Source organism: Deinococcus depolymerans, assembly GCF_039522025.1.
GTDB classification, from domain to species: domain Bacteria; phylum Deinococcota; class Deinococci; order Deinococcales; family Deinococcaceae; genus Deinococcus; species Deinococcus depolymerans.
In genome coordinates this window covers 13,500-39,234 of sequence record NZ_BAAADB010000004.1, presented here as the reverse complement: position 1 = coordinate 39,234, position 25,735 = coordinate 13,500, and the positions used below count along the sequence as shown (strand labels likewise).

Genomic DNA, 25,735 nt, shown 5'->3' with positions numbered 1-25,735 from the left:
CTCAGGCATCGGTGGGGGTCAGGTCGGGGTAGGCGGCGCGCACGGCGGCCTCGACCTCGGCGGCGTGGCTGAGGGTCAGGGCCTGCGCGGCCAGTTCGCGGGCCTGCGCGGCGTTCAGGTTCAGCACCTGCTCGCGGCGCGGCAGCAGCGCCGGGGCACTCATGGAGAGTTCCGTGACGCCCAGCCCGACCAGCAGCGGCAGCGCCAGGGGATCGCCGGCCATCTCGCCGCACACGCCCACCCATTTCCCGTGGCGGGCGGCGCCCTGGCAGGTCAGGGCGATCAGGGTCAGCACGGCCGGGTTCAGCGGCTGGTACAGGTTCGCCACCCGCTCGTTCATGCGGTCGGCGGCCATGGCGTACCCGATCAGGTCGTTGCTGCCCACGCTGAAGAAGTCCGCGTGCCGCGCGAACTGCTCACTCAGGGCGGCGGCGGCCGGAATCTCGACCATCATCCCGACCGGGATGTCCGCGGCGACCGGCACGCCCTCGGCGGTCAGTTCGGCGCGGGCGGCGTCCAGGTGGGCGCGGGCGTCCAGGAATTCCTGCACGGTGGCGATCATGGGGAACATCACGCGCAGCTGGCCGTGCACGCTGGCGCGCAGCAGGGCGCGCAGCTGCACGCGGAACAGGTCGGGCCGCGCGAGGCACAGGCGGATGGCGCGGAAGCCCAGGAAGGGGTTCTCCTCGTGCGGGAGGCCCAGCGCGGGCAGGGCCTTATCGCCGCCGATGTCCAGCGTGCGGATGATCACGGGGCGGCCCGCCATGCCTTCGAGGACGGCGCGGTAGGCGCGGTACTGTTCGTCCTCGCCGGGCAGGTCGTCGCGGCCCAGGAACAGGAACTCGGTGCGGTACAGGCCCACGCCCTCGGCCCCGGCGTTCAGGGCGCCCGGCACCTCGGCGGGCGAGCCGATGTTCGCGGCGAGTTCCACGCGCAGGCCGTCGGCGGTGCGGCCCTGCTGGCCTTTCAGGGCGTCCAGGCGGGCGTGTTCGGCCTGCGCGGCGGCCTGCGCGGCCTGTGCGGCACTCAGGGCGGCGGCGTCCGGGTGGACGGTCACGGTGCCCGCGTCGCCGCTGACGATCAGCGGCGTGCCGCGCGTCAGGCCCGCCAGGGCGGCCTCGCCCACGCCGACCACGGCGGGCAGGCCCAGGCCGCGCGCCATGATCGCGCTGTGGCTGGTGCGTCCGCCCACGGCCGTGACGACGCCCCGTACCAGGGCGGGGTCAAGTCCGGCGGTGTCGCTGGGCGTCAGGTCGTGCGCGACCACGATGGCCGGTTCGCGCAGCTCAGTCAGGCTGGCCAGGGGGCGGCCCAGCAGGTGCGAGAGGACGCGGGCGCGCAGGTCGCGCAGGTCGGCGGCCCGCTCGCGCAGGTACGGGTCGTCCAGGCTCTCGAACATCCCGATGAACGCCCCGAACGCGCCGTGGACGGCCGCCTCGGCGTTCGCGCCGCCGGTCAGGGTTTCCTGGATGGCCGCGCCGAGTTCCGGGTCGTCGAGCAGCAGCAGGTGCGCGTCGAAGATCGCGGCGGCGTCGTCGCCCAGGCGGGCGCGGGCGCCCTCGCGGACCCCGTTCAGGTCGGTGCGACTGGCAGCCAGCGCGGCGTCCAGGCGGGCGCGTTCGGCGGCCGGGTCCTGGCCGGTCAGGGTGTCGAAGCTCAGGTCCGGGGCGCTCAGGAGGAACGCCGGGCCGATGCCGGTGCCGGGCGAGGCGGCCACGCCGCTCAGCGTGACCGGAACGGCGGCGGGCGTGAGGGTCGGGTCAGGCACGGCGGGCGAGGCCCTGTTCTTCCAGGCGGGCGGCGATGGCGTCCACGGCGGCCTGCGCGTCGTCACCGGTCGCGCGGACGCTGAAGCTGGCGCCGCTGGCGAGGCCCACGCCCATGACGGACATCATGCTCTTGAGGTTCACGGCCCTGTCGGCGGTGACGAGTTCGATGGCGCTGGCGAACGGCGCGGCCACCTGCACGAGCTGGGCGGCGGGGCGGGCGTGCAGGCCGTGTTCGGCGGTGACGGTGAAGTGCTGTTCCATGATGGTTCTCCTTGAAAGGTGGGGGCGCGGGCGAACGTCATGGCCGCCCGCGCGGACTTGAGGGTCAGGCGCCGGACTTCAGGAGTTGAGGGTGACGGTCTGACCGTCGATCTGCACGCTCTGGTCCGGGGCGAGGTTGGTGAAGATCACGGGCGTGATCAGGCTGGGCACGCGGGGACGCACGGCGTCCAGGTCAACGTCCACCAGGGTCTGCCCGGCGGTCACGCGGTCGCCCTGCGCGACGCGGGCGGTGAAGCCCTCGCCGTTCAGGCTGACGGTGTCGATGCCGACGTGCACGAGGACTTCCAGGCCGTTGTCGGCGCGCAGGCCGATGGCGTGACCGGTGGGGAACAGCGTGACGACCTCGCCGCTGACGGGCGCGACGACGCGGCCACCCGTGGGTTCGATGGCGAAACCGTCACCCATGACCCGGCCGCTGAAGACGGGGTCGGGCACGTCCGTGATGGGCAGCACGCGCCCCGGCATGGGCAGCGTGAAGTCGGCGGGCAGGGCCGGGGCGCTGCCGGCCGTCTGCGGGATGGGGTTGGGCTGGGTGGTGATGGCGGGCGCGGCCGGGCCGACGTGAACCTGGGCGGGCGCGGCGTCGGCGGGGCGGGTCGCGGCGGGGTTCGCCTCGGTGTACGCGCCTTCCTCGATCACGCGGCGCATCTCCTCTTTCAGCTGGTCGCTGCGGGTGCCGTACACGGCCTGCACGCTGTTCCCGACCTCGAGGACGCCGGCGGCGCCGAGCAGCTGCAGCTGGCCCTTGTTCACGCGGGTCCGGTCGTTCACGCTGACGCGCAGGCGGGTGATGCAGGCGTCGAGGTTGCTGATGTTGCTGGGGCCGCCCAGGGCGCGCAGGATGTCCACGGCCAGTTCGCGGTCCCCGCCGGCGGCGCGGACGGTGGCGGCGGCGGTGTCCTCGCTGCTGACCTCCTCACGGCCGGGGGTCATGATGTTGAAACGGCGGATCACGGCGCGGAACACCACGTAGTACACGGCGGCGAAGGCGAGGCCCACGACGGGCACCAGCCACGCGCGGGTGCTCTTGGGCATCAGCAGGAAGTAGTCGATGGCGCCGCCGCTGAAGGTGAAGCCGCTGTGCGAGCCGAGGATGTTCATGACCATGAAGCTCAGGCCGGTCATGGCGGCGTGGAAGACGTACAGCAGCGGCGCGACGAACATGAACGAGAACTCGATCGGTTCGGTGATGCCGGTCAGGAAGGAGGTCAGGGCGGCGCTGCCCATGATCCCGGCGATGACCTTGCGGCGCTCCGGGCGGGCCTCCTGCACGATGGCCAGCGCGGCGGCAGGCAGGGCGAACAGCATGATCGGGAAGAAGCCGGTCATGAAGATCCCGGCGCTCCTGTCCCCGGCGATGTAGCGGGTCAGGTCGCCGTGCACGACGCTGCCGTCGGGTTTGACGTAGTCACCGGCGATGAACCAGAACGGCTGGTACCAGATGTGGTGCAGCCCGAACGGGATCAGCAGGCGGTTCACGAAGCCGAAGATGCCGCTGGCCGCGACGGGCGCGCCCTGCGTGGCGACGGTCGAGAAGGCGTTCAGGCCCTGCTGCACGGGGGGCCACAGGTAGGTGAGCAGGATGCCGACCACGATCGCGGAGGCGGCCGTGACGATCGGCACGAAGCGGCGGCCCGCGAAGAAGCCCAGGAAGGCGGGCAGGCGGATGTCCTTGTAGCGGTTGTACAGGAACGCGGCGAGCAGGCCCATCAGGATGCCGCCGAACACGCCGGTCTGCAGCGAGTTGATGCCCAGCACCTTGGCGTACGCGCCCCTGCTGGCGGCGCTCAGGGCGTCGAATTTCGCGGCGTCGCCCAGGCCCAGGTAGGCGCTGATGGTGGCGTGCATGACCAGGAAGCCGACGAGCGCGGCCAGGGCCGCCACGCCCGCGCCGCCCGCGAGGCCGATGGCGACACCCAGCGCGAAGATGACGGGGAGGTTCCCGAAGATCACGTCGGAGGCGCCGACCATCATCTTGCCGATGAAGTGCAGCCAGTCGGGGATGCTGGCGTACCAGGAGTAACTGGGGTCGTTGAAGGCCGAGCCGAAGCCCAGCAGCAGGCCGGCGGCGGGCAGCACGGCGACCGGGAGCATCAGGGCCTTGCCGATCTCCTGCAGGGCGGCGAAGGCGGTCTTGCGGGGCGGGTTGCCCGGCACGGGGCTGGACGCGGTGGGGTTGGGTGTGGTCATCAGACGGTTACTCCTGGGGCAGGGAAGGATGTTCGCGTTCAGGCAGGAGCGGGGCCTGCCGCCGGGGAGGGCGCGGGACGCAACGACCGGGGCACGTGGGCTGCGGCGGGGCAGTCACGGGCACGGGGTCGGGGGTGCGTTGGGGCCTCCACGGTCTGGCAGGCGGGGGAAGTCGGAACGCGGCTCGCTTCACTCTAGAAGTGAAAATTATTCTTGTCAATTTCCCGCGATGAAAATTAATTTTCATTCAATGCCCGCCGCGCCCGCCGCCACCCGCCCCGCACCCGGACCCGGCCACGCCGGCAGGGCGCTCCAGTCGCGGCGCCGCGCTGCGCCGCCACAGCCACGCCACCGCGCCCCCACCCTGAAACCCAGCTGTCAGGCGGCGGGCACATTGACAAGAATTCTTTTCAGGCGCTACCGTGGCCTCATCCGCTCCCGCGCCCCCACCCTCCCCACCCAGGTTCCGCAGGAGGACCGCCGCATGACCCCTGTCGTCACACCCACCGCGGGCGGCGCCATCGGGCGCATCCGCCTGCACGCCGACTCGCTCTCCCCCAGCCTGCGGCGCGTCGCGGACCACGTCGTCGCCCACGCCGACACCACCGTCCACCAGACCATCACCGAGGTCGCCGCCAGCGTCGGCGTCAGCGAGGCCACCATCACCCGGCTGTGCCACAAACTGAACTACGCCGGCTTCCACGCCTTCAAGATCGCCCTGGCCAGCGACCTCGGCGGCCGGCAGCCCCACCCGGACGCCGGTGACGCCCCCAGCCAGATGCAGCGCCTGACGCAGCAGGCCGTGCGCAGCCTCGAGGGAACCGCCCGGATGCTCGACCCGCAGGTCACCGAGGACGTCGCCGACCGCCTCGCCCGCGCGCCCCGCGTGGACCTGACCGGCCAGGGCAACAGCAGCCTCACCGCGCAGTTCTTCGCGCACCGCCTGCTGCGCATCGGCGTGCCCGCCGCCACCTACCCCGACCCGCACCTCGCGGCCGTCAGCATCTCCACCCTGCCGCGCGGCAGCGTCGTGATCGGCCTGAGCGGCACCGGCAGCACCCTGGACACCATCGGACACCTGAAACTCGCGCAGCAGTGCGGGCTGTACACCGTCGCCGTCACGCACCGCGCCGCCAGCCCCATCACCCGGCACGCCAGCGCCGTGCTGTTCACCGCCAGCCAGGAAGACCCGCTGACCGACGGCGTGCTCGACACCCTGACCAGCCAGCTGCTGCTGCTCGAGGCGCTCTACGCCGCGCTGCTCGCCCGCCGCCCCGAGGCGGACGCCATGCTGCGCGTCACCGCCAACAGCGTCGGCGAGAAGAAGGTCTGATCCGGATTCCGATTGAATGGCGTACAAAGCCATTCAATCCGAGCGAAGCGAGTGGGAGCTGGGCGGGTTCCGTCTGTTTCGCCGACAATCCGGAACTTCACCGGATGGCCAGCTCCACGTCCGGAGGGGCGTTTCTCTCCTCCTCCGCGGAGCAGCTCTCCGAGTCGCATCCGCTCCGATTGATCAATGGTGCAGACACTTTTCCAGCGCCAGAGGGGACAGGCATGGAACACGTCCTCTGTAACGCCATTCCTGCTCACCCCCTCCCAGCCTCCCCCCTCAAGCGGGAGGGGTCAACACGGCGTGTTCATCGCTGGTCTGCCCTGAAGGTACGAACCTGTCCGCACCCTTGCTGATCCCGACGCCGGTTGAAAGCTTTGCACCATCTTTCAACCCGAGCGCACTCGCAGAGCGGCGCCGCAGGGTGGACGCCCGGAGGACGGTCGGGCGAAGCGCGTGAAAGCAGATGCGGATTCCGGATCAGGTGGTGGAAGGAGTTCCCGACCACTGCGCCTGCCACGCGCTGAACTGCTCGGCGCTCAGGCCCGGCGCGTACAGCCAGCCCTGCATGAGGTCGCAGCCGAGTTCCGCGAGCTGCGCGGCCTGCCCGGGGGTCTCGACGCCCTCGGCAACCACCGCGATGCCCATGGCGTGCGCCATCAGGACGCTGGCACTCACGATGGCGCGGCTCTCCCGGCCCGCCTGGGTGTCCTGCCCGAGGTCACGGATGAAGGAGCGGTCGATCTTCAGTTCGTCGACCGGCAGGGTCCGCACGCTGACCAGCGAGGAGTACCCGGTGCCGAAGTCGTCGATGCTGATGCGCACGCCGTCGTCCCGCAGCGTCTGCAGGGTCTCGCGGGTGCGGGCCGGGTTGTCGATCAGGCCGGTCTCCGTGACTTCCAGCACCAGCCGGTGGGGGTCCAGGCCGCTGTGGGACAGGGCCGCGCGGACCTGCGCGGCGAAGTCGGGGGTGCTCAGCTGGACGCTGGAGACGTTCACGCTCACGCACACGCCGGTCCAGCGGGCCGCTTCCTCGCAGGCGCCGCGCAGCACCCACACGCCCAGCGACCCCATCAGGCCGCTCATCTCCGCCACCGGAATGAACTGGTCGGGCGGCACGGCGCCCAGCACCGGGTGCGTCCAGCGCAGCAGGGCCTCGGCGCCGACGAGCGCGCCGCTGCGGACACTCACCTGCGGCTGGAAGACCAGGTGGAAGTCCCCGTCGCGCAGGCTCTCGCGCAGCGCGGTTTCCAGGGTGAGGGTCTGCCGGCCCGTGCGCGCCCCCGCCTCGAACACCTGCGCGAACAGCTGACGGCGCTTGGCGGTGTACATGGCGGCGTCGGCCTGCTGGTGCAGTTCGCTGGCGTTGTGGGCGGTGTCCGGGTACACGCTCCAGCCCAGCGACGCCTGCATCAGGACCGCGCCGCTGCCGGTGTCGAAGGGCTGGTCGAAGACGGTGTTCAGCGCCCCGGTCAGGTCCGGCTGCCGGTCGGCCGGGACGACCACCGCGAACTCGTCACCGCCCATGCGGGCCAGGGCCGGCACGCCATACGCGCCGCACACCCGTTCGAGTCGGCGGGCCAGCTGCTGCAGCAGGCGGTCCCCGACGAGGTGACCGTAGCCGTCGTTCAGGAATTTGAACCGGTCGAGGTCCATCAGCCCGAACGCCAGGCGGTTTCCGTCCCGCTCGGCGGCCCGCAGCAGCCGGTCGAGCTGCTCGCCGAGCGTCACGCGGTTCATCAGGCCGGTCAGGGCGTCCGTGAAGGCCAGCTTGGACAGCCGCTGCTGCTGCAGGTGCCGCTCGACCAGCATGGACGCGGCCGGCACCCGCAGCCTCAGGGCGTCGGTGAGGGGCTCCATCCACTGCCGCGGGTCGGCATGCGCGGCCAGCAGCACGCCCAGCAGCTGCCCGTCGCGTCCGTACAGCGGCAGTTGCGCGAGGGTCCGGACGCCCAGCAGGGGCGCGATGGCCCGCGCGACCGGGAACGGCGAGTCGAACGCCAGCAGGTCCGGGATGTTCATGCTCAGGCCGGCCCGGTCCGGGTCCGCGTGCCCCCAGACTTCCTGCAGGTGCATGGAGGGCACGCCGGTCACGGTCTGGCGGAAGGTGGGGTTGACCTCACCGACCACCTGCAGGCCGCTGTCCGGGTGCGCCACGACCAGCGCGACCTTCCAGCCGGGGTTCAGCGGTTCGATGCCGCCCAGCAGGGCCTCGGCGCTCTCCTCGAGCGGGTGTCCGCCGAGGGCCAGGCGGTTGGCGCTGGCGACGTGCGTCTGCACCTGCGTGGCGCGCTCGGAGTCGCTGACGTCCCGCAGGTTGATGGCCCAGTGGGAGCACTGCCCGTCCGCGGCGAGGATGGGGCTGGCGTTCACCTCCAGCCACTGGTGGGCGTCCGGCAGGTACAGCACCTCCCGGTGCGGTTCGCGGGGGTGCAGGTGCGCGAGCATGGCCCTGATGGTCACGCGGTTGCCGTCACCGAGCGGCCAGTCCGGCAGCGGCATGGTCGGCAGTTCCTGCAGTCCCTGCTGGCGCAGCAGGGCGTACAGGGCCGGGTTGCCGTACGTGACGGTCAGGTACGCCGGGCCGGGGCGGGCGTCGAGCAGCAGCAGCGGGTCCACGGAGGTGGCGACCATGGTCTCGAGCAGCGTCATGCGCTGGCCCTGCTCGACGCTGCGCGTGACGTCCGTGCCGTGTCCGATCATCAGGCGCAGCGTCCCGTCCGGATTGAAGACCGGCCAGTACGCCCGGCGGAACACCCGGTCCTCCGTGCCGACCCGCAGGACCTCCTCCCACTGCACGGCGCGCCGCTGGGTGGCCGCCTCACGGAAACGCCCGACCCGCTCGTGGGCCAGTCCGGCCGGATGGCCGCGCCATACGGCGTACTCGGGATTGGTCAGGCCGACGACGGCCGCGCGGATGGCCGGGTCGCGGATCGCGGCGGGGTTGCAGTACAGGTAGCGGCCCTGCGGGTCGAACAGCACCACGTCGATCGGCAGGTGGTCCACCAGTTCGCGGTACAGGTCCACGCTGTCCGGGATGCCGGGCGGCGTGAGGCCGGGGGCCGAGAGGACGACCAGCAGCGTGGCCCGGGGGGGGTGCGGCAGCGGCAGCGCGCGGACCTGCGCCGCGGCCCACCGGCCGTCGGCGCGCCGCAGGTCGAGGTCGGTGCTGACCGGGTCGTCCGGGCGGCGCGACGTTCCGGCGAGCAGCGCATCCAGGCGGCCGTGGTGGGCGGGTGCGACCAGGTCCGCGAGCGGCTGGCCGCTCAGGGTGTCTTCGGTGTGGCCCAGCCACTGCAGCAGGGCGGGCGTCACGCTCAGCAGGTGCCCGCAGGCGTCGGCGGTCAGCAGGGCGGCGGCACTGGCGCTCAGGACGCGCAGGACCTCGTCTGCCGCTGCCCCGTCCGCCGGTTGTTCCGCGCTGCCCGCCTGGCTCATGGTTCAGTATTCACCGGGAACTCTTACGGCAGTCTTGATGGGTTCTCCATGGTCGCGGGAACGGGGCGGGGCGGGAGCGCACGGCCGGCGGACCGGGATCGATTAAGACGGTCGTGACAGGGGCGCTGGGATACTGGAGGAACGATGGACGCCGCGCTCACGCCCACCGACCAGGCGGTGCTGACCGCCCTGACCGACACCGTCGATCCGCTGCTGATCGTCGACAGCGTGTCCGGTGAGGTGCTGCTGGCCTCCGAGGCGTTCGCGCAGTGGAGCGGCTACCCGCGCGCGCAGCTGACCGGGTTCAGGACCGTGGACCTGCTCGCCTCGCAGGACCGCGAGCGTTTCCGCCGGAGCCTGCAGGTGTTCCTGCACGGCAACATGCCCTCGGCGCGGCGGGACTTCATGTTCCAGTCCGCGCGCGGCGGACCGCTGCCGGCCCAGGTGCGCGGCCTGCGCTTCACGCTCGCCGGGGGCAGGCGCGTGGGCGTCCTCGCGATCCGCCCCGCGACGGAACTGCTGCCGGCCGCGCTGTTCTACCGGCAGATCCTCGAGGAACTGCCGCTGGCCCTCTCGGTGCTGGACCCGGAGGGACGCTACCTGTACCTGAACCCGGCCGCCGCGCCCGACCCGGAGGAGCGCGCGTCCCTGACCGGCCTGACCGAGCGTGAGGCGGCCGCGCGGCTCGGGCTGGACGGGGACACCGTGCAGCTGCGGGAGGCGGCCACCGCCCGCGCGCAGCGGGACCCGGAGCGGCTCAGCTGGGAGGAGACGGCCGCCGGGCAACTGCAGCAGCGGACGCTGGTGCCGATCCTGAACGAGCAGGGCAGCCTGAACCTGATGCTGTCGTTCGCCACGGACCTGCCCGAACGGCTGCGGCAGTCCGAACGGCTGACCCTGCTCGAGGGGAGCATGCAGGCCGCCGTGCTGCCCATGTGCATCCTCGATGCCCGCCCGGGTGACCAGCGCGGCCGGCTGGTGTACGCGAACGTGGCGCTGGAGCGGCTGCTCTCGCCGCTGACCGTCTCCCTCGGCACGCACCCGCTGGAATGGCCGTGGGCGCCGGCGGACCGGCGGGTGATCCGCGCGCTGCTGACCGAGCTGAACAGCACGGCCGTCACGTCGTTCACGCGGGACCTGAACCTGACCGGCCGCGACGAGTGGTGGGAGGTGACCGCCACGCGCGTCGGTCAGGACCTGCCAGGGGGCGGCAGTCACTGGGCGCTGTTCCTGCGGGACGTGCGCGAGCAGCGCCGCGCGGAGCTGTTCCTGCGGAGTTTCGCGGACGCCACCGTCACCTCGCTGCAGGACGCGCCGCTGGACGCGGTGCTGGACGCGATGTTCCGCGGGCTGGGCGAGGTCCTGAACGGCTGGAGTCCCGGCGTGGCCACCCTGGACAGCCCGATCATGCGCGTGATGGGGCCGGTCCCGGCGCCGCTGCGCCGCGCACTGGACACCTACCCCAGCGAGTGGGCCCGCGCGCTGTGGAGCCGGCGGGACGCCAACCGGTCCGGCCGGGCGCTGGTGATCCGCCGGCAGTGGGCGCGCGTGCCGGTGGGGCAGGAGGTCCAGGGTCAGTGGGTGCCGGCCGTGCAGACCAGCGTCGAGGTGCCCATGTACGACCGGGCCCGGCAGCTGCTGGGCCTGCTGGTCCTCACCCATCCCGAGCCGCTGGAGGTCAGCCCCGACCTGCTGCGCCTCGCCGAGAACATGGCCGGACACATCGCGCTGCTCATCGACCGGCAGCGTACGCTCGAGCAACTCGAGCAGCTGGCCTACACCGACGCCCTGACGGGCCTGACCAACCGGGGCGGCTTCACCCGGCAGGCCGCGCAGCTGCTGTCGGGCGGCGAGCCGCTGGCGCTGGCGCTGATGGACCTCAACCGGTTCAAGGTCGTGAACGACACCCTCGGGCATGACGTGGGCGACGAGTTGCTGCGCGCCATCAGCGCCCGGCTCGACCAGGTGCTGCGTGCGTGGCCGGTGCCGGTCCTGGCCCGCATGGGCGGCGACGAGTTCGCGCTGATGCTGCGGAACCCGGCGCTGATCGGGCCGGTCAGCGAGACGATCCGCGCGGCCATGGCGCAGCCGTTCGAGGTGGCGGGCCGCCGCCTGCGGGTGGGCATCGCGGTCGGGTGGAGCGTCTACCCGCACACGGCGCCCGACAGCGCCGCGCTGCTGCGGCAGGCCGACATGGCCATGTACCTCGCCAAGCGCGGGGGCGAGGGGCACGCGGTGTTCACGCCGGTCACCCAGCCGCGCATCGCGCACCTGACCCTCGAGTCGGCGCTGTACGAGGCGCTGCGCGGCGGGCAGTTCACGCTGGTCTTCCAGCCGCAGGTGCGGGTCGTGGACCGCGGGCTGATCGGCGCGGAGGTCCTGGTCCGCTGGACCCACCCGGACCTGGGCGTGATCTCACCGGCCGAGTTCATTCCGCTGGCCGAGGCGACCGGCCTGATCGACGGGATCGGCGCGTTCGTGCTGCGCGCCGCGCTGAGCGAGGCGCTGACCTGGCCGGCGCCGCTGCGCCTGAGCGTGAACGTCTCCCCGGTGCAGCTGCGCCACCCGCAGTTCACGGGGCGTCTCGCCGCGCTGCTGGCCGAGACCGGCTTCGATCCGGCGCGCCTGACGCTGGAGGTGACGGAAACGGCGTTCATCAACGACCTGAGCGCCGTGACGGGCGCCGTGCGGGCGCTGCGGGCGCTGGGGGTGCGGGTCACCGTGGACGATTTCGGCACCGGGTACTCCACGCTGATGACCCTGCGGGACCTGCTGGCGCACGAACTGAAGATCGACCGGGCCTTCGTCCGGGAGCTGTGCGCGCCGGGCCGCAAGGGCAGCCAGAACCGCGCGATCGTGCAGGCGACGCTGGGGCTCGCGCAGGCCCTGGGCCTGCAGGTGGTGGCCGAGGGGGTCGAGACGCAGGCGCAGGCCGACCTGCTCGCCGAACTCGGCTGTCCGGTCATGCAGGGCTACCTGATCGCGCCGGGCCTGGACGCCGAGACGTTCCGGCAGCAGTTCCTGAACGCCCGCACCTGACACGGACTCCGATTGAATGGGGGGCGAGCACCGTTCAATCCGGGCGGGCGGCGTTACGCGCTGCACGAACTCGGGACCGCCGGGGTGACGGGACCGCAGGCCCGCACGGGCGCCCCGGACCGGCCACACGCGTGATAACGTGTCCGGCGAACACATCATCCGCTCTGTTCAGGGCAGAATAAAGGAACTATGGCACGAGCAAAAACGAAAACCGAATCCACCACCGCCTCCCCCTTCAGCGCCTTCGACGCGCTGATGGCCACCGCCGCCGTGGACAGCCAGATCCAGTCCCTCGCGGACAGCGGCGCCGACAGCCTGACGCTCGACGCGGCGCTGACCGAGGCGGCCCAGGCCGCGCAGCGGCGCTGGGGTCTGGGCCTGCACCACCTGAAACACGCCGCCCGCGTCGACGGGGACGACATCGTCTTCCTGACCGACGACCGCCCCACCGCGACCCTCTCGCAGGGCGTCGCGGCCCTGGCACGGGCCTACGAGGACATGCGCGCCACCGACGAACGCGGCCTGAGCCTCTGGGGCGCGCTCGGCGAGGGCCACCGCGTGCCCGGCGACGCGCCCGCCGCGCGCCTGAAGGTCCTGATCGAGGACGCCCGCGACTTCGAAACCCACTGGACGGCCGGGCGGGGCGAGCAGTACTGGCGCACCTGGCGCAGCGGCGAGACCCTGCACGTCGAGGTCGCCCGCCCCGCCAGCGCCGAGGCCGCCCTGTCCGACGCCGCCTGGGACGTCATCACCAGCATCAGGGACCGGGTGTTCCAGCGGGAACTGATGCGCCGCAGCGAGGAGGTCGGCATGCTCGGCGCGCTGCTCGGCGCCCGCCACGCCGGCGCGCGCAGCAACCTGTCCCTGCTGCCCGACGCGCACTTCACCGTGCAGGCCGCCGTGCATTCCATCACCGGCCCCGACGCCCGCAACGCCGACACGCACCGCGCGCTGCTGCGCGCCGCGGGCGCCGAACTCGACGAGCTGCAGTCGCACACCACCCGGCAGCTGGCCGAGGTGCTGCGTCACGGCCTGAAGAACAGCTGAACCGCCCGCCGGTCGCGCGGTCTGCACGGACCGCTCAACCGGCGTTCCCACGAGGACCGCCGCCGGACCCCGGCCCAGCGTGGCCCGTGACCACGGCGAGACTGCCGAGCAGCGCGCCCAGGGCCGGGTTAGCGGCGTCACGGCAGGTCACGAGGCCCACGTCGAGCGTGACCCCACCCTCGAGCGGAATGAACGCCACGCCCTCCTGCTGGGGATTGACGAGGGTCTGGGGGACCAGCGTGACGCCCTGCCCGGCTGCCACGCGGCCCACCACGGCGCCCTCCGTGCCGCCCACCGCGCGGATACGGGGCTGCTGGCCGAAGGTCTGGTACAGGGCCTGCACCTGTTCGGGCGGCGGGGTGGTGTGGTGGGGGGTGCAGGTCAACCACTCCTCGTCCGCCAGCTCCCGCAGGTGCAGGCGCGCGCTGCCCGCCAGCGGGTGCGCGGCGGGCAGCGCGGCCAGCAGGGGAATACGCGTCAGGGGCTGGGCGATCAGGCGGTCATGCCACACCGGCAGGGCCATCAGTCCGGCGTCCAGTTCGCCCGCCAGCAACGCCTGCCGCTGGTCGGGCGTGCAGAGTTCCGTCGCCTCGATGTGAATGTCCGGGTGCGTGGCACTCATGTGCCGCCACAGGCGCGGCAGCAGGTGCAGGTTCGCGGCCCCCAGGTAGCCCAGCCGCAGCCGTCCGGCGTGCCCGCTCGCCGTGCGCCGGGCGAGGTGCGCGGCGCTGTGCATGCGCTCCAGGATCGCGTGCGCTTCGGGCAGGAACGCCCGGCCGGCGGACGTCAGGTCCACGCGGCGGGTCGTGCGGGTCAGCAGGGACGTGCCGACGTCCGCCTCCAGGGCGCGGATCAGGCGGCCCAGGGCCGGGCCGGTCAGGTTGAGCTGATCCGCGGTCCGGCCGAAATGCAGTTCCCGGCCGAGGGTCACGAAGGCCTGCAGCTGTTTGCGGTCCATCCGGCGATTATAACGAAACGCGCATCAATCCGGCCGGATTTCCAGCTTGATGCGGGGAAATGCGGCGCGTAACCTGCCGGCATGACCGAAGCAGCCACCGCCAGCGATTCCAGACTCATCTACACCGCCACCAGCGACGTCAGTGGCGGCCGCAGCGGTCAGGCCGTCGTCGGCCGCGACCGGCTGACCGTCACGCTGCGCCCCCCGCAGTCCCGCACCGAGGGCGCCGACCCCGAGGAACTGTTCGCCGCCGGGTACGCCTCCTGCTTCCTGAGCGCCCTGCAGAGCGTCGCCCGCCGTGACGGCGTCACGATCGGCACGCCGCAGGCCCGCGCGCACGTCGGCCTGCACGCCGAGACGACCGGCGGCTACCACCTGAGCGTCCTGCTGCAGCTTCACCTGCCCGGCACGGACGACGCGACCGCCGAACGACTGATCCACGCCGCGCACGCCACCTGCCCGTACAGCCGCGCCGTCGCCGGGAACGTCCAGGTGGACCTGGAACTGCACCGCGACCCGCTGCTGTGATACGGACCCGGATTGAACGGGGTCGCCAGCCCGTTCAATCCGGGTGGACACGACTCGCGGAGCGGCCCCGCACAGGAGGAACGCGACGGGCTGTCATACGGATTCCGTTTGTTTCGCCGACAATCCGGAAGTTCACCGGATTGCCAGCTCCACGTCCGGAACCCGTTTTTCTCTTGCTCGCATCCGCTCGGATTGAACGGGCTCAGCAGCCCATTCAATCGGAGTCGGTATCAGTGGGCGGCGCGTTCCGGCCAGCTGGGCGTGCGGCTCTCGCGCCAGAAGCGGACGAAGGCGTCCACCTGCTCCATGAACGCCTGGAAGGAACTGCTCTTGACCATGTAGGAACTGGCGTGCAGGGTGTAGGCGCGCGCCACGTCGCCCGGGTGTGAGGAGGTGGAGAGCATCACGACCGGAATCCACACCAGCGCCGGATCGTCCTTGATGGCCTGCAGCACCTCGAAGCCGCTCATGACCGGCATGTTCACGTCGAGAATCACGACGTCCGGGCGGGTGTCCGGCGCGCGCAGGTAGGCCATGGCGTCCGCGCCGCTGGAGCAGGTCGTCACGTGCAGCGCGTCGCCGTGCTCGCGGAAGACTTCCTGCGCGAGCAGCAGGTCCGCCGGGTTGTCATCGACCAGCAGCACCTGGAACGGGCGCGTCAACGGCGTCCCGCGGAACCGGTGGGGGCGGCGGGAACGCCGCTGAATCGGGGGGCAGGCACAGGCAGGGACATGCGCCGATCATATCGGATGACCTGCCGCACAACATGGGAGCGCCGGCGGTCTTACCGTCAGCTTCCTTACAGAAAAGGATCCGGGCCGGTGAGCGGCCGGTCATGGGGGCCGGCGCGGGCCGGGAGGCGGCTGTGCACGACGAGTACACCGGCCGCCTTGGCGCGGTACATGGTCTGATCGGCGAGTTCCAGCAGGGCGTGCGGATCGGCAGGCCCCTCGGCGCTGACCAGTCCCAGGCTGACGCCCACCTGCCGGCCGGAGGGCATGTGCAGCCGCTGAGGGAGTTCGAGGGTGATCTGGCGGGCGCGGGCGTCTGCCCCGGCCCCGGAGAGCAGCAGCGTGAACTCGTCCCCGCCGTAGCGGGCGAGAATCTCGCCGGGCCGCAGCAGGGCGCGGACGCGCTGCGCGACGAACCTCAGCACCGCGTCTCCCACGGCGTGCCCGAGCGTGTCGTTGATGGGTTTGAACTGATCGAGGTCCAGCAGGCCCACCACCAGTTCCTCGCCGTCCTGCGCGGCGAGACACACCCGGGTCAGTTCCCGCTGGAAGGCGCGGCGGTTGGGCAGTTCGGTCAGCGGGTCGGTCAGCGCCAGCGCCTCGAGGTCACGCAGCGCCAGGCGCAGGCGCAGCTCGGACTGCACGAGTTCCGCGAACTGCTCGAGAACCTCCAGTTCCTGCGGACCGAAGTGGCGGGGCTGGGTGTCCAGCACGCACAGGGTGCCCACGGCGTGCCCCGCGGCGCGCAGCGGCACGCCCGCGTAGAACTGCGCCTGGTGGGGGCCCTGCACGGCGCTCAGGCCGGCGGTGCGCGGGTCCGCGCGCAGGTCCGGGATGACCAGCGGGCACCCGCCGGTCACCGTCAGCGCGCAGATGGACTGCGCCCGCGGGTCCTCGGTGTGCGTGAACCCGGCGCGCGCCTTGAACCACTGCCGGTCCTCGTCCACGAAGGTGATCGAGCCGAGCGGCACCTGGAAGTACCGGGCGACGAGCGCCATGATCCGGTCGAACTGCGGTTCCGGCGCGGTGTCCAGGATGCCCAGGTTGCGCAGGGACGCGAGCCGTTCCGCCTCCGCGTGCCGGCCAGGCAGGTCGGGCGCGGGCAGAACGGGACCGGGCGGAACGGGACCGGGCAGTACGGGGCTGGGTTGGGCGTGCAGGGGGTCGGGCACTTGCGGCGTTCCACCTCCCGGTGGCCGTGATCAGCGCGTGATGGGTGACAGGTCCAGACGGATCGTCCGGACGGAACTGACGGTGGGGGGAGGCGCGGCCCGGTCCCGGCAGGGAGGGCTGGCTCGACGATGGGCGCATGCATCCTATCAGGTGCGTGCGCCGGGGCGCGCGGGGCGGCGCGGCGCGGTCTGGACGGGTGGTTTGACACGTCCGGGTGGCCCCGCCTAGCATGCGCGCAGTTCTTTCTCATCCGGCGTTCGGCGGCGCAGCGGCCCGGCCCGCGCGCCCCACGGGCGCGGCGCCCGCCCGCCCCACGCGCCCGCCGGGACCCCGGTTCCCTTTTCCGTTCCCAGGAGGTATTCCCGTGTCCCGAACCCCCGTCCCCGCCCCGAGCGGGGTGACGCCGCGCCTGCGCGTGGAAGACCTGAACGACCTGAGTGCCGAGACCTTCGCCGCGTACTTCGCGGGCGTGCTGGAACACTCGCCGCACTACGCCGCGCAGGTGGCCGCCGGCCGGCCCTACCGGGACGCCGGGACGCTGGCCGAGGCGTTCGCGCAGGCCGCGCGGAGCGGCAGCGAGGAAGAGCAGCTCGCGTTGATCCGCGCGCACCCGGACCTCGCCGGGAAGGCCGCGTTGGCCGGCGACCTGACACCCGAGAGTGCCCGCGAACAGGCCAGCGCCGGCCTGGACCGCCTGAGCCCCGGGGAATACGCCGAGTTTCAGCGGCTGAACGCCGCGTACCATGAGCGCTTCGGGTTGCCGTTCGTGGTGTGCGTGCGCGAACATGACAAGCGCAGCATCTTCGCGGCGGCGCGTGAACGCCTGGCCCACACGCCCGGGCAGGAACGCGCGGCGGCGCTGCATGAGATCGGCCGCATCGCGCGGCTGCGGGTGCTGGACCTGATCGAGCCCTCCCCTTCCCCCCGCGTCACCGGAGATCCCATGACCGAGTCCCGACCGCCCGCTCCTGCCACGGCCCCCGACCCCGCTGTCACGCCCGCGCCCCCGACCGGCGCGGTCCGGGTGCGGCTGGGAGACAACAATTACGGCAAGGCCGACGTGCGGCTGTTCAAGGTGTTCCGCGACTCGCCCCGGCACGAGATCAAGGACGTGTGGGTGCGCGTGGGCATGCGCGGGGACTTCAGCGCGGCGCACGAGGTCGGCGACAACACGGACCTCGTGGCGACCGACACGGTGCGCAACACCATCTACGCGCTGGCCCGCGATCACCTGACCGGCAGCGTGGAGGCTTTCGGGAAGGAGCTGATCCGGCATTTCGTGCAGGCCGGTCCGCGCGTGAGCGGCGCGTACGCGACCTTCACCGAGCACCTGTGGGACCGCCTGCCGGTCCCCGGGCAGCCCGGCGGCCACGACCACGCCTTCGCGCGGCAGCTGCCCAAGCACACCGCCCGCGTGGAGGGCGACGGGCAGCGCTTCACGGTCGAGAGCGGCATCGACGAACTGTTCATCCTGAAGACCACCCAGAGCGGCTGGGCCGGCTTTCACCGTGACCAGTTCACGACGCTGCCGGAGACGACCGACCGCATCCTGGCGACCACCGTCACGGCCCGCTGGACGTACCGTGAGGACAACCCCGACTACGACGCCGTGTGGGCGCGGGTGTACGGCACGCTGCTGGAGGTCTTCCCGGACCACTACTCGCACTCCATGCAGCACACCCTCTACCGGCTGGGCGAGGCGGTCCTGACCCGCTGCCCGGAGATCGAACGGATTCACTTCTCGTTCCCGAACCGGCATCACATTCCCTACGACCTGGGCCGTTTCGGACTGGAGAATCCGGGCGTGATCTTCCACGCGGACGCCGAACCGTACGGCGTGATCGAGGGCTGGGTGGAGCGCGCATGAGCGGGTCGGCTGGCCTGAGCACGCACGTGCTGGATACCGCGCGTGGCCGGCCGGCCGCCGGGATTCCGGTGGAGCTGCGCGAGGTGCAGGGAGGGACGCGCACCCTGGTCACCCGGACCGTCACGAACGCGGACGGGCGGACGGACGGGCCGTTGATCGCGCGCGGCGCGCTGCGGCGCGGCACCTTCGAACTGACCTTTCACGTCGCGCCGTACTTCGCGGAGCTGGTCGGCGCGGTCCCGGGGGCCGGGGAGCCGTTCCTGGACGAGATCACGCTGCGGTTCACGGTGGCCGATGCGGACGCGCACTACCACGTGCCGCTGCTGGTCAGTCCCTGGTCGTACAGCACCTACCGGGGAAGCTGAGGCCGGGAACCGTTCATCTGAAGACCTGAGCATTCATTCAGATATACTGGGGGCATGACCGCCCCCACCCGCCCGGACCTCCCCGCCACGCCGGTCCTCACCTACCGGGTCGAGGGCATGGACTGCGCCAACTGCGTTCAGAAGGTCGAGCGGCTGGTCGGCACGCTGCCCGGCACCGGCGCCGTCAGCACCAGCTTCACGCGCCAGACCCTCCGGCTGCAGCTCGACGAGACGCGCACGCCCCGCCACACCCTCGAGGGTCACCTGCGCGCCCTGGGCTACGCTCCCACCCTCCAGGACCCGGCCCCCACCGCTCCATCCGGCGCGCCCCCCCCGACCGACCCCGACCCCGGTCAGGACACCCGCAGCGGCCACGCGGCCGGTCCCGCCTGGCACCGCGGCGCGCAGGGCCGCCTGGTGCTGCTGTCCGGCACGCTGCTGGCCGCCGCGTGGCTGCTGTCCCTGGCCGCGCCGTCCGCCGCCGGACTGGGCTACGTGGCCGTCACGCTGCTGGCCGGCGCGCCCCTGGCCCGCCGCGCCGTCGCCAGCGCCCGGCTGGGCGACGTGTTCTCCATCCACCTGCTGGTCACGCTGGCCGCCGTGGGCGCGCTGCTGATCGGCGCGGCCGCCGAGGGGGCCGCCGTGGTGTTCCTGTTCGCCGTCGGGGAACTGCTCGAGGGCGTCGCCGCCGGACGCGCCCGCTCCGGCGTGCAGGCCCTCGCGGCGCTGACGCCCACCAGCGCGCAGCTGCTCACGCCGCAGGGCCCGCGCGAGGTCCCGGCCGCCACGCTGCGCCCCGGCCAGCGGGTCCTGGTCACGCCCGGCTCGCGCGTCCCGGCCGACGGCGTGATCGAGGAGGGCGTCTCGGGCCTGGACGAGAGCGCCGTGACCGGCGAGAGCGTCCCGGTCCGCCGCGCCGCCGGCGACGAGGTGTTCGGCGGGAGCGTCAGCACCGACGGCAGCCTGACGGTCCGCGTGACCCGCGAGGCGGACGACACCACCCTGGCCCGCATCCTGCACCTGATCGAGCAGGCCGAGCACAGCCGCGCGCCCACCGCGCGCTTCATCGACCGCTTCAGCCGGGTGTACACGCCGGGCGTGGTGCTGGTCTCGGCGCTGGTGGCCTTCGGCCCGCCGCTGCTGGGCGAACCGCTCTCACCGTGGCTGTACAAGGGCCTGAGCCTGCTGCTGATCGGCTGCCCCTGCGCGCTGGTCCTGAGCGTTCCGGCGGCCGTCACCAGCGGCCTGAGCGCCGGCGCGCGCCGCGGCCTGCTGATCAAGGGCGGCGCGGCCCTGGAGACCCTGGCGCGCGTGCGGACCGTCGCGTTCGACAAGACCGGCACCCTCACCGCCGGACACCCCCGCCTGAGCGAGTGGCATTCCGTCGGGAGCGGCCACGCCGCGGACCACGTCCACCCGGACCCGCAGGCGGACACCGAGACCCTGCGCCTGGCGGCCGCCGTGGCCGGCGCGAGCAGCCACCCGCTGTCACGCGCCGTGACCGAGGCCGCCCGCCAGCGGCAGCTGACCGTCCCGGCCGTCACGGACGCCCGCGCCCGCCCCGGCGAGGGCGCCAGCGCCGTCCTGGACGGCCGGGCGCTGCACTTGGGCTCCCCGGCCAGCGCGGCGGCCCAGCTGGGCGCCTTCAGCGGCCCGTTGGCGCGGCAGCTCGACGCCCTGCAGGCGCAGGGCCGCTCGGTCAGCGTGCTGCACGACGACCACGCCCCGCTGGCCCTGCTGGCCTTCGAGGACGACCTGCGCCCGGACGCCGCCCAGGCGCTCGCGGACCTGCGCCGCCTGGGCCTGGGCACCGTGATGCTCACCGGGGATCACGAACGCGCCGCGCGGCACGCCGCGCAGGGCCTGCCGCTCGACGTGCACGCCTCGCTGCGCCCCGAGGAGAAACTCCGGCACATCGAGGCCCTGCCCGGCCCGGTCGTGATGGTCGGCGACGGCATCAACGACGCGCCGGCCCTGGCCCGCGCGGACGTGGGCGTCGCCATGGGCGGCGGAACCGCCGTCGCGCTGGACACCGCCGACGCCGCGCTGCTGCGCCCGTCGCTGGGCGGCGTGCCGGACCTCGTGCAGCTGGCACGCGCCACCATGCGCAACATCCACTGGAACATCGCCCTGGCGCTGGGCCTCAAGGGCCTGTTCCTGATCACCACCCTGAGCGGCACGACCACCCTGTGGATGGCCGTCCTGGCCGACACCGGCGCCACGGCGCTGGTCACCGCGAACGCCCTGCGCCTGCTGCGCTGGACCCCGGAGCGCGCGTGACCCCGCCCCCCGTTCCGGCCGCGCCCCCCCCGCCGGACGCCACGGCCTGCGCGGGCCGGCACCCGCAGGCCGTGGCGCGCGCCCTGGCCGCCCAGCCCGCCCCGGCGCAGGTCGAGCGGGCCGCCGCGCTGCTCAAGGTCGTGGCGGACCCCACGCGGCTGCGGCTGCTCAGCGCCCTGAACGCCGCCGGTCCCGGCGGGGAACTGTGCGTGTGTGACCTGGCCGCCGTGATCGACCTGAGCGAGAGCGCCGTCAGCCACCAGCTGCGGCTGCTGCGGCAGGTGCGGGCCGTGCAGACCCGCCGGGAGGGCCGCGTGGTGTACTACCGACTGCTGGACGCTCACCTGACCGACCTGATCGGCAGCGCCCTTGACCACGCCGCCGAGCAGGACCGCTGACCGGGACCCGGCGGGGCGCCGCGTGCGCTACCATCAGGGCTGTTCCCACTGCCCTCGCGCCGTCCCCGGCCCGGTGACGGTCCCTGCCCGCCCCCGACTGCCCTCTGACACCTGCTTTCGACCTGCTTCCCGAGGCCCCCTGCCGTGACTTTCCTCCAGACCGCATGACGCGCCACGACCTCCCCACGCTGCCCCCGGCGCTCGCGGACCTGCTGCTCGGCAGCGAGGACGTGATGTTCGTCCTGAACGGCGACGGTCACTTCGAGTACGTCAACGGCGCGGCCGCCGCCCTGCTGCACCTCGCGCCGCACGAGGCGCTCGGCCGGCCACTGGAGCGCGACTTCCCGCACCTGCTGAGCGAGCACTGGTACACCGAGAGCCGCCGCGTCCGCGCCGAGGGACGGCCCGGCGGGTACGACGCGTTCAGCCCGGCGGTCGGCGGCTGGGTGCGGGTCACGCTGACGCCGCGCGGGGAGTCGCTGGCGGCGCACCTGCGCGACGTGTCCTCCATGAAACGCAAGGCGGCCCTCCAGCAGATCACCGCTGACCTCGTGACCGCCAGCAGCCCGCACGAGGTGCTGCGTGCCGCCCTGGCCGGCGCGGTCCCGGTGACCGCCGCGACCGGCGGTCTGGCGCTGCGGCTCACGCCCGGCGGGGACGCCCTCACCTGCGCGACGCCACCCTGCGCGGACAGTCCGGTCTGCCTGCCGGCCGACCAGATCCCGCCGGACCCCCTGCCGCTCGGCAGCGACCACCCGGCCTGCGAGGCGGTCCGCGGGGAACGGGCGGTGTTCGCGCAGGACAGTCCGCACGGACGGATGGCGGCCCTGCCGCTGACCGTGGACGGGCGTCCCTGGGGAGCGCTGCTGCTGGGCTTCGGCGTGCCGCGCCCCTTCCCGCCCGCCGAGCAGCAGTTCCTGCGGACGCTCTCGCAGCAGTGCGCGCAGGCGCTGACGCAACTCGAGGCGCGCCGCCACCTCGAGGAGCAGGCCGAGAACCTCGCCACGCTCAACCGGGTCGGACAGACACTCGCGGCCGAACTGGACCTGCAGAAACTCGTGCAGGGCGTCACGGACGCCGGCGTGACCCTCACCGGCGCGCAGTTCGGGGCGTTCTTCTACAACCTCAGTGACCGCGACCCGGACGGCTACCGCCTGCATGTCCTGTCCGGCGCGCCGCGCGAGGCCTTCTCGTCCTTTCCCACGCCCCGCATGACCGGCGTGTTCGGCCCGACCTTCGCCGGCAAGGGCGTCGTGCGGGCCGGCGACATCACCCGCGACGGACGCTACGGGCAGCTCGGGCCGTTCCACGGCATGCCGCCGGGTCACCTGCCGGTCCGCAGTTACCTCGCGGTGCCCGTCACGTCCCGCTCCGGTGAGGTGCTCGGCGCGCTGCTGTTCGGGCATCCCGACCCGGACGTGTTCACGGACCGTTCCGAGCAGCTCGCCACCGGGCTCGCCTCGCAGACGGCCGCGGCGCTCGACAACGCCCGCCTGTACCAGCAGCTGCAGGACAGTCACGCGCTGCTCGAGACGCGCGTGGAGGCCCGCACCCGCGAACTGGCCGAGCAGGCCGTCGCGCTCGAGGCGTTCGCGCGGTTCACTGAGGCGGCCGGCACGAGCACCGACGTGCGCACCCTGGCGCGGCAGGCGCTGACGGTGTTCCGCAGTTTCTTCGCGCAGTGCAGCGCGGCGTACTACGAACGCGGCGGCGACCACTGGTACGCGCAGGTGTGGACCGAGGACATCGCCCCGCACGTCGTGCAGAGCATCACGGCCGGCGTGCCGGTCGACGCGCCCGCCTTCCTGGAAGCGGCGCGCACGCACGCGCCGGTGTTCGTGGACGGCTGGGAGGCCGGCGAGCAGCAGGTGGCCGCCACCGACGACTACGGCACGGTGGCGCTGTACCCCATGCTGGTCGCGGGCGAGGTGGTCGGCATGCTGGCGGTCGGCCTGCTCGACACGCGCGTGTGGACCGAACGGGACCGGGCGGTGGTCCGCGCGGCCGGGCGCAGCATGAACCTGTCCCTGGAACGCGCGGAGGTCGCCACGCAACTCCAGACGCAGCGTGACGCGCTGCAGGCCCGCACCCAGGCGCTCGAGGCGTTCGCGGAACTCACGCGGGACCTCACGCTGGAAGCCGACCCGGGCGCCCTGATCCACCGCGCGCAGGAGATCATGCTGTCCCTGCTGCCCGACGGGTACGCGCTGTACTGGGAACGCGACGGCGCGTGGGTGCGGGTGCGCACGCAGGTCGGCCAGGTCGGCAGTGACGCCCTGCAACGCCGGCTGGACGCCGGACTGCCGTACGACACCACCCTGACCGTCCGGCAGCCTTTCGAGTCGGGCCAGCCGCTCTACCAGGACGAGTACGACCGCGGGCACGACGGCCTGCAGGGCAGCGTCGAGCACATCAGCACCACCGCCTCGCTGCCCGTGCGGGTGGACGGCACGGTGCAGGGCGTGATCGTGGTGGGGCTCTTCGGACGGCGCCGCTGGAACGACACGGACCGCGCGCTGCTCGACACGGTCACCCGCAGCCTCGGGCTGACGCTGGAGGGCGCACAGAAGGCCCGGACCCTGCAGGAGCGCACGCAGGAACTCGAGCGCAGCAACGCCGAACTCGAACGCTTCGCCTTCGCGGCCAGCCACGACCTGCAAGAGCCCCTGCGGACCATCACCAGTTTCACGGAACTGATCGACCGGCGCTACGGCCCGCAACTCGACCCGCAGGGCCAGCGGTACCTGGGCATCGTCACGCAGGGCGCGCGGCGCATGAAGGGCCTGATCGACGACCTGCTGGTCTTCTCCCGCCTGAACGCCGTGCGCGAGCCGCTGCAACCCCTGAACCTGCAAGAGCCGCTCCACGACGCCCTCGCGCACCTGCAGGCGGCGGTCGAGGAGGCCGGCGCGCAGGTCAGCTGGGACCCCCTGCCGGACGTGATGGGCATTCCCGGCGAACTGACGCAGCTGCTGCAGAACCTGATCGGGAACGCCGTGAAGTTCCGCCGCCCGGACGCCGCGCCGCGCGTGCACCTGAGCGCCACGCGGCGCGGCGATCAGTGGGAGGTGCGCGTGCAGGACAACGGCATCGGCTTCGAGGCGCAGTACGCCGAGCGGGTCTTCCAGCTGTTCCAGCGGCTGCACCTGCGCGATCAGTACGAGGGGACCGGCATGGGCCTCGCGATCGTCCGCAAGATCACCGAGCACCACGGGGGGCGCATCTGGGCCGAGTCCACACCCGGCCAGGGCAGCGCGTTCACCTTCACGCTGCCCGCCCGGCCCGCCTGACGCCCAGCCCGCCGGTTCAGTCCAGGCCGGTGTCGGCGCTGCCGGGCACGCTGCTGTTGTCCCGCAGCCAGCGCAGCAGTTCCTTGAGGCTGGCGGTGGCGAGGCCGATGCTGGTATCGGCCTGCCCGTAGTACACCCGCAGGGTGTCGCCGTCCGGCTGCAGCACCGTCCCGCAGGGAAACACGACGTTCGCCACGTCCCCGACACGTTCGGACAGGTCGTGCGGCCCGAGGAGCCAGGGGTCGCTGCGGCGCAGGCACACGCTGGGATTGTGCAGGTCCAGCAGGGCCAGCCCGTTGCGGTACAGGACGCCGCCGCCCGTGACCTTCACGCCGTGGTAGATGACCAGCCAGCCCTCGACGGTGCGGATGGGCGGCGCCGACAGCCCGACCTTGCGGGCGTCCCACCAGGGGCCGCGCCGCGCCCCGAGCACCGAGCGGCTGTCCCCGAAGTGCCGGAGGTTCTCACTGAAACTCAGGTGGATGGTCGCGCTGGAACCCGTGACGGGGCGGTGCAGGGCCGCCCACAGCCCCCCGAAACGCACAGGGAAGATCGCGGCGTCCTTGTCCTCGAGCGGGAAGATCAGGCCCCGGCGCTCGAAGGTCACGAAGTCGCGGGTCAGGGCCAGGGCCACGCCGGGACCGGCGGGACTGTAAGCGGTGTACAGCACGGCGTACTGATCCTCTTCGGGCAGGTACGTGATGCGGGGATCCTCGACGCCCCAGACCTCGTCCGGGTGGTCCGGGCTGGGCAGCAGGGTGGGCGCGGCGTCGATCTGCCAGTTGTGGACGCCGTCCACGCTGCGGGCGGCCGTCAGGTGCGACAGGCCCCGGAAATCCCCTCGGCGCGGCACAGCAGCAGCGTGGTGCCGTCGCGCAGCAGGGTCGCTCCGGCGTTGAACACCGAGTTGACCGGGTACGGCCAGTCGGCGGCGGACAGCAGCGGGTTGAGGTCACTGCGCGTGAACAACGTGGAACGCCGGGTGGGCAGGCGGGTCATGAGGGCACCGGAAGGAGCGTGAAGGGGCGCGCCGCGCGGCCCGCCCCC

At 72.7% G+C, this 25,735-nt stretch carries 18 protein-coding genes; 9 read left to right on the top strand and 9 right to left on the bottom strand.

The features are described 5' to 3' along the window. Position 1: 1 nt before the first annotated feature. From ptsP to ptsG, 3 genes are all read right to left on the bottom strand, one after another. Positions 2-1,768 carry a phosphoenolpyruvate--protein phosphotransferase gene (gene ptsP, locus ABDZ66_RS03010; RefSeq protein ID WP_343755922.1) on the bottom strand — a complete coding sequence of 589 codons (1,767 nt, stop codon included), beginning with the start codon at positions 1,766-1,768 and terminating at the stop codon, positions 2-4. Continuing rightward, the gene (locus ABDZ66_RS03005; protein WP_343755920.1) at positions 1,761-2,030 is read right to left on the bottom strand and encodes an HPr family phosphocarrier protein; all 270 of its coding nucleotides are present in this window, start codon (positions 2,028-2,030) and stop codon (positions 1,761-1,763) included. The genes ptsP and ABDZ66_RS03005 overlap by 8 nt, the downstream gene beginning before the upstream one ends. A gap of 78 nt (positions 2,031-2,108) precedes the next feature. Continuing rightward, positions 2,109-4,241 (bottom strand): glucose-specific PTS transporter subunit IIBC, encoded by a 2,133-nt coding sequence (gene ptsG / locus ABDZ66_RS03000; RefSeq protein ID WP_343755918.1) that lies wholly within the window; start codon positions 4,239-4,241, stop codon positions 2,109-2,111. Positions 4,242-4,725: 484 nt separating this feature from the next. On the opposite strand from ptsG, the gene ABDZ66_RS02995 reads away from it, so the two are divergent. Next, positions 4,726-5,574: a MurR/RpiR family transcriptional regulator gene (locus tag ABDZ66_RS02995; protein ID WP_343755916.1), complete on the top strand. Its 849-nt coding sequence runs from the start codon at positions 4,726-4,728 to the stop codon at positions 5,572-5,574. A 480-nt stretch (positions 5,575-6,054) separates the two neighbouring features. Here the strand turns inward: ABDZ66_RS02995 and ABDZ66_RS02990 are convergent, their stop codons facing one another. Beyond that, on the bottom strand, positions 6,055-9,012 hold the full coding sequence (locus ABDZ66_RS02990; RefSeq protein WP_343755914.1) for an EAL domain-containing protein: 2,958 nt from the start codon (positions 9,010-9,012) through the stop codon (positions 6,055-6,057). A 144-nt stretch (positions 9,013-9,156) separates the two neighbouring features. Here ABDZ66_RS02990 and ABDZ66_RS02985 point away from each other — a divergent pair, with 144 nt between their 5' ends. Together ABDZ66_RS02985 and ABDZ66_RS02980 are read left to right on the top strand one after the other, a co-directional pair. After that, positions 9,157-12,051: an EAL domain-containing protein gene (locus ABDZ66_RS02985; RefSeq protein WP_343755912.1), complete on the top strand. Its 2,895-nt coding sequence runs from the start codon at positions 9,157-9,159 to the stop codon at positions 12,049-12,051. 189 nt (positions 12,052-12,240) lie between these two features. Then, positions 12,241-13,098, top strand: a complete 858-nt coding sequence (locus ABDZ66_RS02980) for a DNA repair protein (protein WP_343755910.1) — start codon at positions 12,241-12,243, stop codon at positions 13,096-13,098. Positions 13,099-13,132: 34 nt separating this feature from the next. Here ABDZ66_RS02980 and ABDZ66_RS02975 read toward each other — a convergent pair whose 3' ends face one another. Beyond that, entirely contained in the window at positions 13,133-14,056 is a 924-nt protein-coding gene (locus ABDZ66_RS02975; protein WP_343755908.1) for a LysR family transcriptional regulator, read from the bottom strand. A gap of 81 nt (positions 14,057-14,137) precedes the next feature. Here ABDZ66_RS02975 and ABDZ66_RS02970 point away from each other — a divergent pair, with 81 nt between their 5' ends. Next, on the top strand, positions 14,138-14,584 hold the full coding sequence (locus ABDZ66_RS02970) for an Ohr family peroxiredoxin (protein WP_343755906.1): 447 nt from the start codon (positions 14,138-14,140) through the stop codon (positions 14,582-14,584). 230 nt (positions 14,585-14,814) lie between these two features. Here the strand turns inward: ABDZ66_RS02970 and ABDZ66_RS02965 are convergent, their stop codons facing one another. Both ABDZ66_RS02965 and ABDZ66_RS02960 read right to left on the bottom strand, forming a co-directional pair. Further along, positions 14,815-15,246, bottom strand: a complete 432-nt coding sequence (locus ABDZ66_RS02965) for a response regulator (RefSeq protein ID WP_343755904.1) — start codon at positions 15,244-15,246, stop codon at positions 14,815-14,817. Between the two features lie 137 nt (positions 15,247-15,383). Continuing rightward, positions 15,384-16,487: a GGDEF domain-containing protein gene (locus tag ABDZ66_RS02960; protein ID WP_343755902.1), complete on the bottom strand. Its 1,104-nt coding sequence runs from the start codon at positions 16,485-16,487 to the stop codon at positions 15,384-15,386. A 365-nt stretch (positions 16,488-16,852) separates the two neighbouring features. Between ABDZ66_RS02960 and pucL the strand changes: the two genes are divergently transcribed. The 5 genes from pucL (at position 16,853) to ABDZ66_RS02935 (ending at position 24,688) form a co-directional block, all read left to right on the top strand. Beyond that, on the top strand, positions 16,853-18,355 hold the full coding sequence (gene pucL, locus ABDZ66_RS02955) for a factor-independent urate hydroxylase (RefSeq protein WP_343755900.1): 1,503 nt from the start codon (positions 16,853-16,855) through the stop codon (positions 18,353-18,355). Next, positions 18,352-18,720 carry a hydroxyisourate hydrolase gene (gene uraH / locus ABDZ66_RS02950; protein ID WP_343755898.1) on the top strand — a complete coding sequence of 123 codons (369 nt, stop codon included), beginning with the start codon at positions 18,352-18,354 and terminating at the stop codon, positions 18,718-18,720. The genes pucL and uraH overlap by 4 nt, the downstream gene beginning before the upstream one ends. Before the next feature lie 54 nt (positions 18,721-18,774). Beyond that, on the top strand, positions 18,775-21,000 hold the full coding sequence (locus ABDZ66_RS02945; RefSeq protein ID WP_343755896.1) for a heavy metal translocating P-type ATPase: 2,226 nt from the start codon (positions 18,775-18,777) through the stop codon (positions 20,998-21,000). Next, entirely contained in the window at positions 20,997-21,398 is a 402-nt protein-coding gene (locus ABDZ66_RS02940) for an ArsR/SmtB family transcription factor (RefSeq protein WP_425544394.1), read from the top strand. The genes ABDZ66_RS02945 and ABDZ66_RS02940 overlap by 4 nt, the downstream gene beginning before the upstream one ends. Positions 21,399-21,562: 164 nt before the next feature. Then, entirely contained in the window at positions 21,563-24,688 is a 3,126-nt protein-coding gene (locus tag ABDZ66_RS02935; protein ID WP_343755894.1) for a GAF domain-containing sensor histidine kinase, read from the top strand. A 16-nt stretch (positions 24,689-24,704) separates the two neighbouring features. On the opposite strand, the gene ABDZ66_RS02930 is transcribed toward ABDZ66_RS02935, so the two are convergent. Continuing rightward, positions 24,705-25,541: a glycoside hydrolase family 130 protein gene (locus ABDZ66_RS02930; RefSeq protein WP_343755892.1), complete on the bottom strand. Its 837-nt coding sequence runs from the start codon at positions 25,539-25,541 to the stop codon at positions 24,705-24,707. Next, positions 25,502-25,687: a hypothetical protein gene (locus ABDZ66_RS02925; protein ID WP_343755888.1), complete on the bottom strand. Its 186-nt coding sequence runs from the start codon at positions 25,685-25,687 to the stop codon at positions 25,502-25,504. The genes ABDZ66_RS02930 and ABDZ66_RS02925 overlap by 40 nt, the downstream gene beginning before the upstream one ends. Positions 25,688-25,735 lie beyond the last annotated feature (48 nt).

What these genes read in the sequence shown, in the direction of transcription:
- ABDZ66_RS02970 (WP_343755906.1), top strand. Translation starts at nt 14,138, where the DNA reads ATGACCGAAGCAGCCACCGCCAGCGATTCCAGACTCATCTACACCGCC.
- ABDZ66_RS02995 (WP_343755916.1), top strand. Translation starts at nt 4,726, where the DNA reads ATGACCCCTGTCGTCACACCCACCGCGGGCGGCGCCATCGGGCGCATC.
- ABDZ66_RS02980 (WP_343755910.1), top strand. Translation starts at nt 12,241, where the DNA reads ATGGCACGAGCAAAAACGAAAACCGAATCCACCACCGCCTCCCCCTTC.
- ABDZ66_RS02945 (WP_343755896.1), top strand. Translation starts at nt 18,775, where the DNA reads ATGACCGCCCCCACCCGCCCGGACCTCCCCGCCACGCCGGTCCTCACC.
- uraH (WP_343755898.1), top strand. Translation starts at nt 18,352, where the DNA reads ATGAGCGGGTCGGCTGGCCTGAGCACGCACGTGCTGGATACCGCGCGT.
- ABDZ66_RS02990 (WP_343755914.1), bottom strand. Translation starts at nt 9,012, where the DNA reads ATGAGCCAGGCGGGCAGCGCGGAACAACCGGCGGACGGGGCAGCGGCA.
- ABDZ66_RS02985 (WP_343755912.1), top strand. Translation starts at nt 9,157, where the DNA reads ATGGACGCCGCGCTCACGCCCACCGACCAGGCGGTGCTGACCGCCCTG.
- ABDZ66_RS02935 (WP_343755894.1), top strand. Translation starts at nt 21,563, where the DNA reads ATGACGCGCCACGACCTCCCCACGCTGCCCCCGGCGCTCGCGGACCTG.
- ABDZ66_RS02925 (WP_343755888.1), bottom strand. Translation starts at nt 25,687, where the DNA reads ATGACCCGCCTGCCCACCCGGCGTTCCACGTTGTTCACGCGCAGTGAC.
- ABDZ66_RS02975 (WP_343755908.1), bottom strand. Translation starts at nt 14,056, where the DNA reads ATGGACCGCAAACAGCTGCAGGCCTTCGTGACCCTCGGCCGGGAACTG.
- ptsG (WP_343755918.1), bottom strand. Translation starts at nt 4,241, where the DNA reads ATGACCACACCCAACCCCACCGCGTCCAGCCCCGTGCCGGGCAACCCG.
- ABDZ66_RS03005 (WP_343755920.1), bottom strand. Translation starts at nt 2,030, where the DNA reads ATGGAACAGCACTTCACCGTCACCGCCGAACACGGCCTGCACGCCCGC.